Below are 11,007 nucleotides of genomic sequence, written 5' to 3'. Positions count from 1 at the left end.
GCGGTGAGGAATTTGTGATCGTGTTGCCGGATACGGACCTCGATGGCGCAGCGCGCGTCGCCGACGCCGTCCGCCGCGCCGTGATGGGCTTGCAGATTCCGCACGCGCTCAGCGACCATCGCGCACTGAGCGTGAGTATCGGTGCAAGCGAGCGGCTGCAGCGCTCAGAAAGCGATTCGTTCGACAGGCTCATCAAGCGCGCCGATACCGCGCTATACGACGCAAAGCGCCAGGGCCGCAATACCGTTTCCGTGTTCAACCCCGAGACGCGGGAACCGCAGGAATGCGTCGCATCCTCGCCATTGCGCCCCTTCGATTCCCGTGCCGGATGCGTCATGCCATGCTGAATTTTCCCGGCCTGCGGCACGCGACGTCGGCGTTGCGCGTTCGCTTTAAGCGCACTGCCGCACAAGAACGAAAGCGGCCGCATAGACTGATCCTGGGCAGCATCGTGCTTGCGGTGCTGATCCTGTCGTCGTTCTTCGTCGTACTAATGGAGGGGCGCGAGGACGCCAAGAAGAACGCCGTCGATACATCCAGGAACGTCGCGCTCGTTCTGGAACGCGACATCACGCGCAATTTCGAGCTCTTCGATTTGTCGCTGCAAGCGCTTCGCAATAATGTGCTCGATCCCGACGTCATGAAGCTCGACAGCCAGGTGCGCGACAGCATCCTGTTCGACCGCGCGGCGCTATCGGCGCGTCACATGGGCGCGATGCTTTACGCCGATGCGAGCGGCGCGGTCCAGATCGACTCGTCCCATACCGGCCAGCCGGGCGTCAATGTGTCGGACCGCGACTATTTTCAGGTCCACCAGCGCAACGCGCGTGCAGGCCTCTTCATCGGCAAGCCGACGCTTTCGCGATTGCACGCGGGACTGTGGGTGATTCCCTTCAGCCGTCGCGTGGAACGTGCCGATGGCAGCTTTGCGGGCGTGGTGGTCGGCGCAATCGGCGTCGATTATTTTCGCGCGCTGCTCGACGGCGTGGATATCGGCACGAACGGTGTGGTCGCCCTTCTCACCAGCGACGGCACGATCGTGACGCGTCATCCATTCCGGCGCGTCGATGTAGGCGCGAGCCTCAAGAACAGCGCCAATTTCCAGCATTTCGTCGATACCGGCGAATCGGCGTTCTTCGGCTACGCGAGCCTCGATGCCGACCGCCACCTGTACGTCTTCGAGCGCGCGCCGACGGTGCCGTTCATCATCTTCGTGGCACCCGCGCAAGAGGATGTGTACGCCGCGTGGCAGCGCCGGTCACTGTTGATCGGCAGCGCAGCGGTGGCCCTGTGCGCTGCGCTGATCGCGCTCGCGTTCGCATTGTCGCGGGAGTTCCAGCGCCGTATCAGCACCGAAAACGCGTTGCACATCCTCGCGCGCACCGACCCGCTGACAGGCGCTTCCAACCGTCGCTACCTGGATGAAGCGATCGCCCGCGAGACCGTGCGCGCGATTCGTTCGTCGTATCTGCTGTCGGTACTGTTTATCGATATCGACAGTTTCAAGGCCTTCAACGATTGTTATGGTCATCAGGCGGGTGACGACGTGCTCGCCAAAGTGGCGCGGCGTATTCGCGAATGTTTGCGGCGGCCGGGCGATCTTGCCGCTCGATACGGCGGCGAGGAATTCGTGGTCGTGCTGCCGGAAACGGACATCGCAGGCGCGTTGCTGATTGCGCAGAAGGTGCGCGAAGCCATTCACGCGCTGGGCGTACACCACGCGCGCAGCGAGCATAGGGTGCTGACCGTGAGCATAGGGGTGTGCGCATCGGAAGCGGTTCCGACGGCCTCGGGACAGCGGCTCGTGGAAGTCGCCGACCAGGCGCTTTATCGGGCGAAAGCGGCGGGTCGGGATCGTGTGGCTGCTTCGCTGCTTTCGGCGGGCGGCGAAGTCGTGCAGTGTGACCCGAGCGTGGCGGAGCATGGACGCCCGGTTCGCGGGGACGCTGCGCTTGTTTGATAGCGCGTGGGTCCGGAACCGCTTCAGTTCGCGTTTGCGTTTGCGCGCCCAGCTGAGGATATGAGTGGAAAAAGCGCGGAGTCTGCGAGTTGCGCTAATATTCATCACGCGAGATGTTTTCGCCGATTACATTAGTTTTATTCATATCGGGGCGTTGCCCTGCACTTCTTCGCAGAAACAAAAATGCTAGAACTACGCCATCTGCGCTCGCTCGTCGCGATTGCCGAATCCGGCAAGCTGGTCGCCGCCGCAGAACGCGTGAACCTCAGTCAGTCAGCGCTATCGCACCAGATCAAGGACCTTGAAGCGCACTACGACACCTCCCTTTTCGAGCGTACGCGGCATGGCCTCCGGTTCACGCCGGCGGGCGATCGCGTGCTCGCTCTGGGGCGCGACGTGCTGGCGGCGATCAGTGCGGCCGAACGCGACATCGCGCGGCTCAAGAGCGACACGCGAGGCGAACTGCGCATCGTGCTTGAATGCCATACATGCTTCGACTGGCTCATGCCGGTCATGGATGAATTCCGGCGTCGCTGGCCCGAGGTCGAAGTAGATCTGGTGGCAGGCTTTCACGCCGATCCGCTGCGCCTTCTCATCGATGGCAAAGCCGATCTGGTAATCGGATCGAAACCGGCAACCAAGCGCAACCTGCACATCGCGCCGTTGTTCCGCTTTGAGATCCTCGCGGTGATCGCCAATGAGCATCGTCTTCGAAGCAAACGCCGGCTCAGCGCAGAGGATCTGCGCGACGAAACGCTCATCACTTATCCGGTTCCCGAAGCACGCATCGATTTGATCCGCGACGTGCTGGAGCCCGCCGGGATCAAGCTGGAACGACGCACGGCGGAATTGACCGTCGCCATCATGCAGCTCGTAGCGAGCCGGCGTGGGATTGCAGCGTTGCCGAACTGGGGCGTCAAGAATTACGTGGATCATGACTACGTGCTGGCCAAACGCATCGGGGCGGCGGGTTTGTGGAGCGAGCTTTACGCGGTATCGATGGAGTCCATCGCAAGCCGGCCGTACTTTGAGGACTTTGTCAGTATCGTGCGCGATACGTGCGCCGCGCAGCTCGATGGGATCGAATTGCTTTAGGTAGGGTTGCTCAGCGCTTCGAGAACGCGTGGTGAGAACTTATACTCATCGTCCGTTCCCGCGCTTAAGAGAGATCATGCCCGTCATCACCTGCATCGAAGATTTGCGCGTGCTAGCAGAGCGCCGCGTGCCGCGCATGTTCTACGACTATGCCGACAGCGGCTCGTGGACCGAGAGCACCTACCGCGCCAATGAAAGCGACTTCCAGCGCATCAAGCTGCGCCAGCGAGTGGCGGTCAACATGGCGGGTCGCAGCACGCGCACGCAGATGGTCGGCCAGGAGGTCGCCATGCCCGTGGCGCTCGCGCCAACCGGTTTGACCGGCATGCAGCATGCCGACGGGGAGATCCTTGCGGCACGCGCGGCGGAGAAGTTCGGCGTCCCGTTCACCTTGTCCACAATGAGCATCTGCTCGATCGAGGACGTCGCAGCAAACACCAGCAAGCCGTTCTGGTTCCAGCTCTATATGATGCGCGACCGTGATTTCATCGTGCGATTGATCGAGCGAGCGCGGGCGGCGAAGTGCAGTGCGCTGATGCTCACGCTCGACCTGCAGATCCTCGGCCAACGGCACAAGGACATCAAGAACGGGTTATCGGCGCCGCCCAAACTGACCATCGCGAACCTCATGAACCTGGCGACCAAGCCGCGCTGGTGCCTCGGCATGCTCGGCACCCAGCGTCGTACCTTCGGCAACATCGTCGGCCACGCGAAGGGCGTAGGCGATCTATCGTCGCTGGGCTCGTGGACCGCCGAGCAGTTCGATCCCGCCTTAAGCTGGGCCGATGTCGAGTGGGTCAAGAAGCAGTGGGGCGGCAAGCTCATCCTGAAGGGGGTCATGGATGTTGAGGACGCACGCCTTGCGGCGGACAGTGGTGCCGACGCGGTCATCGTCTCTAATCATGGTGGACGGCAGCTTGACGGTGCGCCTTCTTCGATATCCGCACTCCCCGAGATCGCGCGTGAGGTCGGGGAGCGCATCGAGGTGTGGATGGACGGCGGCATCCGCAGCGGACAGGACGTGCTGAAAGCCGTAGCGCTCGGCGCCAAGGGCACGCTGATCGGCCGCAGCTTCCTCTATGGCCTGGGTGCGATGGGTGAAGCCGGGGTGACAAGGTGCCTGGAGGTCATTCATAAGGAACTGGACACCACGATGGCCTTTTGCGGACACACCGACATCCGTCAGGTGGATGGGCGGATTTTGTTGCCTGGGACGCGTTGAAGAGGGGGGTACGGGGTGAAACGGCTCGTCGTGATGTAGGACACGCTATACAGCTGATGGCTCACCCCGGCCAGCGACGGCGTCGTCCAATAAACCCATCAACGTCCGCGCATTCCTCTGCCCCTGATCTTCGTAGTTGTTGTTGAAGACCACATGCGTGATATTCACCGCCTTCGATATCTCCACAATCTGCTTGGCGAGAGAATCGAGTTCGTCGTCGTTGTAGTCATAGTTGAACCTCGACGACGAGGCCACCGCGCCCTTGATATTCCACGTCTCATGATTTCGCCCATGCAAGCGGATCACCGCCAGCCGCGGCTGCGTCACTTCCCACACGGCAGGAATGCTGTTGCGCGACCCCTGCGGTTCATCGACGACCACATTCACCAGCCCACGCTCCCGCTCAAGCGCCAGCGTTGATTCGCGCCGCCGGTCGTCGAACCAGGTCTGGTTTCGAAACTCGACCGCCATCGTATAACCCTGCATGACGTCCGCGCAGTGCTCGACATGGCGGATGCCATCGGCGTTGCAGATCACCCATGGCGCGAATTGAAAATGCACGGCGCCGAGCTTGGCCGCCGAACGCAGCGGCTCGATCGCCTCGAGATACCGGCGCCACATTTCCTGCAGGAAATCGCCGGGCAAATCCTTGTAGTACAGGTTCTGTTTATCGCTTTGCGGCAGGTACGGCTGCATGTCTTTCGGAAACATGTCGCGCGCGGTCTGATGGCCGGTGAACAAGCGGAACGCCTTGATATTGAATACGAATTCAGGGGGCGTTCGCTCAGCCCACAGCACGGAATTCGCGCCATTGGGCATGGAGTAATAACTGGAATCGACCTCGACCAGCGGAAACACCGAAGCGTAGTGCCGCAGGCGCGCCTCCGCACTCGAACAACCAGGCGGATAAAAGCGCTTGCACTTGATAAGCGTGGGGTCCGTCCACGACGCCGTGCCAACCAGAATGGTCACCGCATGCCTCCGATAAAAAAGGACAGTTCAATTTATCTCAATATCAAGTAAAGTACTGTATATCCATACAGCACTTTATCATGTCCGCCCTGCCTAAAAACGTCGAAGATATCCATCCTGCCTTGTGGCGCGGGTCGCAGCTCGCTCATGCACGCGGGCCGACTGTCGACACGGGCTACGCGGTGCTGTCGGCGGAATTGCCGGGCGGCGGATGGCCGCTGGGAACGCTCGTCGAGTTGCTGGTGCAACAGCCGGGCGTGGGCGAAATCAGATTGTTGCGTCCTGCGCTCGCCGCCGTCAGCAAGCGCCCGATCGTGCTCGTGCAACCGCCTCACCTTCCTAATTCTCTCGCGTTCGCCTACCTGGGGGTTCCGCTCGACAAATTGATTCGACTGCGTGCGTCGAAAACCGCCGATGCATTGTGGTCCGCCGAACAAATCCTCAAGACCGGCAGTTGCGGCGCGCTTATCGTCTGGCAAAACCATGCGCGCACCGAATCCCTGCGGCGCCTCCATATGGCGGCTCAATCATCGGAGACGCTGTTCCTGATGGTGCGGCCGCTGGCAAGCGCATCGGATTCGTCGCCGGCTACGTTGCGACTCGGCGTGCGTCCCGCCGGCGACGGCATTGTCGTCGATGTGATCAAGCGTAAAGGCCCGACTCGCGCCGAACAACTGTCGATCACCCTGCAACCCTCTCCGATCCTGCTGAGTCCCTATGCCCGTGTACGTCGGCATACATCTGCCCCGGCTATCGCTGGAAGTATTCCGTCCCCGCTGGTCGCGTGAAGCAGAACACGGCTGTGTCGTCCTCATGCGCGACAAGGTGTTCATCGCGGACCGGGGCGCGCGCGAAGCCGGCGTGTGCGTGGGCATGAAGCGCGGTGGCGTCCTCACGTTGTCGCCGGACATCGCGATGCATGAGCGCGACCTGATCCGCGAAAGCGATGTCATGCGCGAAGTCGCTTTTTCGCTGATGAAATTTTCCCCGATGGCTGCGCTCTGCGACGAGGAAACCGTTGTTATCGATGTAACGGCGAGCTTGCGGCTTTTCGGCGGCATCGTGCGCCTGTGTCGCCAGATGCGCGAGATTGTCGGCGCGATCGGGGTCACGGCGCGCATGAGCACGGCGCCGACTGGCCAGGGCGCGTGGCTGCTGGCTCAATCGGCCGGACGCGCCCAGCGCAGCAAACGGCGGGTCCTCAAGATGACGTCGCTCGAACGCGCGCTCGGGCCGCTGCCGTTTTCCGCCGCACCGGAAGTGCGCGCCTTCATCGACTGGTTTGAGGGTCTTGGTTGCAAGACGCTCGACGATATCCGCCGCTTGCCGCGCGCCGGCCTGAAAAAGCGTTGCGGCGTCGAGTTGCTGGATTCGCTCGATCGCGCCTATGGTCTCGCGCCCGAGCTTTACGAATGGCTGGCCGTGCCGCCGGGTTTCAGCGCGCGCATCGAGTTGCCCGACCGGATCGAGCATGCCGAGGCCATGCTCTTTTCCGCACGCCGCCTGATCGTGCAACTGTGCGGCTGGCTGAGCGCGCAACAACTGGCGCTCACGCACGCCGCACTTATCCTGGAACATGAACGCGGCCGCCAAGCCGTCGATCCCACCATCATCCAGATCGCACTCGGCGAGCCGACGTGGCACGAAGAACATCTCATGCGCCTGCTCAAGGAACGGCTTGGGCGCACTGAACTCGTGGCGGCCGTGCTCGCGCTTCGACTGACGGCGACGAAAGTGCAGCCTGCGGAACCGCCAACCGAATCGCTGTTTCCCGAACCCGGCGGTACGGCTGAAGACCACAACCGGCTGCTGGAATTACTGGTCGCGCGGCTGGGCGCCGCGAACGTGTTGCGGCCGGCGCCTTCGTCTGATCATCGGCCGGAACATGCCAATCGATGGATCTCCGTCACCGATACTCAAAAGCCCGAAGCCGTGCCCGCCGACCTGCCGCGCCCTGCGTGGCTGCTTGAAAAGCCGCTGCAACTGATGATGAAGAACCATCGTCCGTTCTATGGTTCGTCGCTCAAGCTGATGTCGACCGGCGAGCGCATTGAAGCGGGATGGTTCGACGGGGGCCTGACGAGCCGCGATTACTTTGTCGCGCAAGCGAACGACCAGAGTTGCTACTGGATCTATCGTGAGCGGCCAGGCAGTGCGGACGCCGACGACCCACGCTGGTTCCTCCACGGCCTGTTTGGATAATGCGCCATGGATACGACCTTCTCCATGCTGCCCGCGTACGCGGAGCTTTTCGCGTTTTCCAACTTCACTTTTCTCTACGGCGCTTCGCGTGGAGAAGAGCTGGTGGCGCGCGCGCAGCAACTGGGCTATGCGGGGCTTGCGATCACCGATGAATGCTCGGTCGCGGGCGTGGTTCGTGCCCATGTGGAAGCGAAGAAGCTTGGTTTTCCGATCGTTATAGGGTCGTACTTCAGGCTCGTCAATGCGGATCTCACGCCCGCTTTCGGACTCGTCTTGCTGGCGCAAAACCGCGAGGGCTACGGCAACCTGTCCGAACTGATTACCATCGGCCGCATGCGTGCCAGGAAGGGCACTTACCTTCTGACTCCGAACGATATCGCGCGACCCGACAAGCAATACGCTCATCTGCGCGGCATGCCGCATTGCCTCGCGATCCTGGTTCCCGATTTCCCCGCGAAACAGCAACCGCTCGATGCCCAGGTCGAATGGCTCGACAACACGTTTCCACAGCGCGCATGGGTCGGTTTGACGCTGCACCAGCGCGCGCTCGACGACATCCATCGCGGCATGGTCGAGCATGTGGCTTCGCTTTATAAAATACCCGTGGTCGCGACCGGCCATGTGGTGATGCACGTTCGTTCGCGCAAGCCGTTGCAGGACACCATGACCGCGATTCGCGTCGGCCGTCCGGTGTCGGAATGCGGTTACGATCTCGCGCCCAACGCCGAACAGCATCTGCGTTCAAGGCTGCGTCTTGCGAATCTTTATCCGGAATACACGCTCGACGAAACGCTCAACGTGCTCAAGCGCTGTTCGTTTTCACTCGATGACCTGCGCTACGAATATCCCGACGAACTCGTGCCGCCCGGATATACCCATGCGGCTTACTTGCGGCAGGAAACCTACATTGGCGCGCACCGGCGTTTCCCACTCGGCATTCCGCACAAGGTGCAGACGCAGATCGAACATGAACTCGACCTGATCTCGGCAATGCAATACGAGGCGTATTTCCTGACAGTCTATGACATCGTTCGCTTCGCGCGCAGCGAGAACATTCTTTGCCAGGGACGCGGTTCGGCCGCCAACTCCGCGGTCTGCTATTGCCTGGGTGTCACCGAAGTCGATCCGGCTCGCAGCAACATGCTGTTCGAGCGTTTTATCAGCAAGGAACGCGGCGAGCCGCCGGATATCGATGTCGACTTCGAGCATCAGCGGCGCGAGGAAGTCATCCAGTACATCTATCGAAAATATGGACGCGACCGCACGGCGATCGCGGCGGCTGTTTCAACGTATCGGCCGCGGGGTGCATTGCGGGAAACGGGCAAGGCGCTGGGTGTCGATCCGCAGATTGTGGATCGCGTCGCGAAGTCGCATCAGTGGTTCGACAACACTCAGGACCTGCTACAACGCTTCACCGAATCCGGTCTCGATCCCGAGAATCCGTTGATTCAGGCGTGGGCGTCGCTGGCCGCGCAATTGCTGGATTTTCCGAGGCATCTGTCGCAGCATTCCGGTGGTTTCGTCATCAGCCGCGAAAAGCTCACCCGGCTAGTGCCGGTCGAAAATGCGGCGATGCAGGATCGCAGCGTGATCCAGTGGGACAAGGACGATCTGGAAGCGCTCGGTCTTTTAAAAGTCGATGTGCTCGCGCTCGGCATGTTGTCGGCCATTCGGCGCACGCTGGACATTATTTCCGAACAGCGTGGCGAGCGTTTCGAGATGCAGGACATTCCACCCGACGACAAGCCGACCTACGACATGATCTCGAATGCGGACACCATTGGCGTATTCCAGATCGAGTCGCGTGCGCAAATGTCGATGTTGCCGCGACTGCGGCCGCGCGAGTTCTACGATCTGGTCATCGAGGTCGCAATCGTGCGTCCCGGCCCGATTCAGGGCGGCGCGGTGCATCCGTATCTGCGGCGGCGGCAGGGTTTGGAGGAAGTCAGCTATCCTAATGATGATCTGAGGGTTGCACTGGAAAGAACCCTGGGCGTGCCGATCTTCCAGGAACAGGTCATGCAGATTGCGATGATTGCAGCGGGCTTCACGGCCGGAGAAGCTGACGCCCTGCGCCGCGCGATGGCCGCCTGGAAGCGCAAGGGTGGCCTGGAAAAATACTACGATCGCATAGTGAACGGCATGATCGAACGTGGCTATGAAAAGGCGTTTGCAGAACGTATTTTCGAGCAGATCAAGGGCTTCGGAGAATATGGTTTTCCGGAAAGCCATGCAGCCAGTTTCGCGCTGCTCGTCTATGTCAGCAGTTGGTTGAAGCGCCACGAGCCGGCGGCCTTTCTCGCGGCCATGCTGAATTCACAGCCCATGGGCTTCTATTCGCCGTCGCAACTCGTGCAGGATGCAAGGCGTCATGGCGTAACCGTACTTCCCGCCGATGTCGCCATCAGCGGCTGGGATTCAGTGCTGGAGCGTCAGGAAGATCATGTGGAAGGTCACGACAGGCCTGCGGTGCGGCTGGGTTTGTCGCTACTTCGCGGGATGCGGGACGGTGCGGCGCAGCGTATCGAAACCGCGCGCTCCGTCCGCCGGTTTGCGAACGTGGGGGACCTTGCACAACGCGCTCAACTTGACCGGCACGACTTGCAGGCACTTGCTGCGGCCAACGCCCTGGCCTCGCTGGCGGGCAATCGGCGCGAAGCGCTCTGGCAATCGGCGGCTGCGGTGCCCGACAAGGACATGCTCACCGACGCCCGTGTAGAAGACGTTACGCCGCTGCTTGGCGCGCCATCGGAGGGCGATGATATTGTCAGTGACTACAAGGCGACGGGTCTCACGCTCGGACGCCATCCGCTCGAATTGTTGCGGCCGGCGTTGCTCGAACAGCGACTGATGCCAGCGTCGACATTGCGCAATTACCGCAACGGCAAGCTCGCACGCGGCTGCGGACTCGTCACGGTGCGACAACGGCCGGGCACTGCGAAAGGCGTGATGTTCGTTACGCTCGAAGACGAAACCGGCAACGTCAACGTGATCGTGTGGCCCAGTCTTCTGGAGAGGCAACGGCGCGAAGCGCTCGGCGCCACGCTGCTCGCCGTGTACGGGACGTGGCAGTGTGAAGGCGAGGTGCGGCATCTCGTAGCGCAACGATTAGTTGATATGTCTCATCTATTAGGCGGACTGACGAGCGTCAGCCGGGATTTTCATTGAACTGAATTCGCTTCCAAGGCACGATAGATATTCGCCTCGAAACGGCCGGTCTCCTCTGTAAATTTTTACGTCAGAGAGGGGCTTTTCGCCAGCCAAGGAATAAAGGAGTTCTACTATGAAAATCCGTACTCACCGCGCCACTGTGACTGGGATTCTGATCGCCGTGTTGCTTCCCGTTTCCGCCGCCCACGCGCAGATCGGCAACCTGCTCAAGGGTGGCGGATCGTCCAGCGGCATGAGCGGCCTGAGCAGCATGTTGCCCGGACAATCCGTTACATCGGGCAGCACCGGCAATGTCGCCGGTGTGCTGCAGTTCTGCGTCAAGAACAATTATTTGAGCGGCAGCAGCGCGTCGTCGGCTTCGTCGGTGAAGGACTCGCTGATGAGC

8 protein-coding genes and 1 pseudogene are annotated in these 11,007 nt (G+C 61.3%); 8 read left to right on the top strand and 1 reads right to left on the bottom strand.

Going from position 1 to position 11,007, the window contains the following annotated elements; translation table 11 throughout:
• The 4 genes from WCA53_RS13545 to WCA53_RS13530 form a co-directional block, all read left to right on the top strand.
• Window positions 1–347 (top strand): diguanylate cyclase domain-containing protein (locus tag WCA53_RS13545; RefSeq protein ID WP_423910868.1); only part of this gene is annotated, 347 nt, incomplete at its 5' end.
• Window positions 341–1,960: a diguanylate cyclase gene (locus WCA53_RS13540; protein ID WP_423910865.1), complete on the top strand. Its 1,620-nt coding sequence runs from the start codon at window positions 341–343 to the stop codon at window positions 1,958–1,960. The genes WCA53_RS13545 and WCA53_RS13540, both read left to right, overlap by 7 nt.
• 183 nt (window positions 1,961–2,143) lie before the next feature.
• A complete protein-coding gene (locus WCA53_RS13535) occupies window positions 2,144–3,055 on the top strand; it encodes a LysR family transcriptional regulator (protein ID WP_423910861.1) in 912 nt (303 codons plus the stop codon).
• A gap of 76 nt (window positions 3,056–3,131) precedes the next feature.
• On the top strand, window positions 3,132–4,277 hold the full coding sequence (locus WCA53_RS13530) for an alpha-hydroxy acid oxidase (protein WP_423910857.1): 1,146 nt from the start codon (window positions 3,132–3,134) through the stop codon (window positions 4,275–4,277).
• A gap of 45 nt (window positions 4,278–4,322) precedes the next feature.
• On the opposite strand, the gene WCA53_RS13525 is transcribed toward WCA53_RS13530, so the two are convergent.
• Window positions 4,323–5,249, bottom strand: a complete 927-nt coding sequence (locus WCA53_RS13525; RefSeq protein ID WP_423910853.1) for a DUF72 domain-containing protein — start codon at window positions 5,247–5,249, stop codon at window positions 4,323–4,325.
• Window positions 5,250–5,329: 80 nt separating this feature from the next.
• Between WCA53_RS13525 and imuA the strand changes: the two genes are divergently transcribed.
• The 4 genes and pseudogenes from imuA to WCA53_RS13505 form a co-directional block, all read left to right on the top strand.
• The gene (gene imuA, locus WCA53_RS13520) at window positions 5,330–6,037 is read left to right on the top strand and encodes a translesion DNA synthesis-associated protein ImuA (protein ID WP_423910850.1); all 708 of its coding nucleotides are present in this window, start codon (window positions 5,330–5,332) and stop codon (window positions 6,035–6,037) included.
• Window positions 5,967–7,451, top strand: coding sequence for a Y-family DNA polymerase (locus WCA53_RS13515; RefSeq protein ID WP_423910847.1), 1,485 nt, complete (start codon window positions 5,967–5,969; stop codon window positions 7,449–7,451). The genes imuA and WCA53_RS13515 overlap by 71 nt, the downstream gene beginning before the upstream one ends.
• Before the next feature lie 6 nt (window positions 7,452–7,457).
• Window positions 7,458–10,619, top strand: a complete 3,162-nt coding sequence (locus WCA53_RS13510) for an error-prone DNA polymerase (protein WP_423910844.1) — start codon at window positions 7,458–7,460, stop codon at window positions 10,617–10,619.
• Window positions 10,620–10,734: 115 nt separating this feature from the next.
• Window positions 10,735–11,007: pseudogene (locus tag WCA53_RS13505) on the top strand (DUF2501 domain-containing protein); the annotation flags it as partial.

It is taken from the genome of Caballeronia sp. (assembly GCF_049581465.1).
Taxonomy (GTDB): Bacteria; Pseudomonadota; Gammaproteobacteria; order Burkholderiales; family Burkholderiaceae; genus Caballeronia.
The sequence above is the reverse complement of the archived record's forward strand: the minus strand, read 5'-3'. Positions and strand labels throughout refer to the sequence as shown.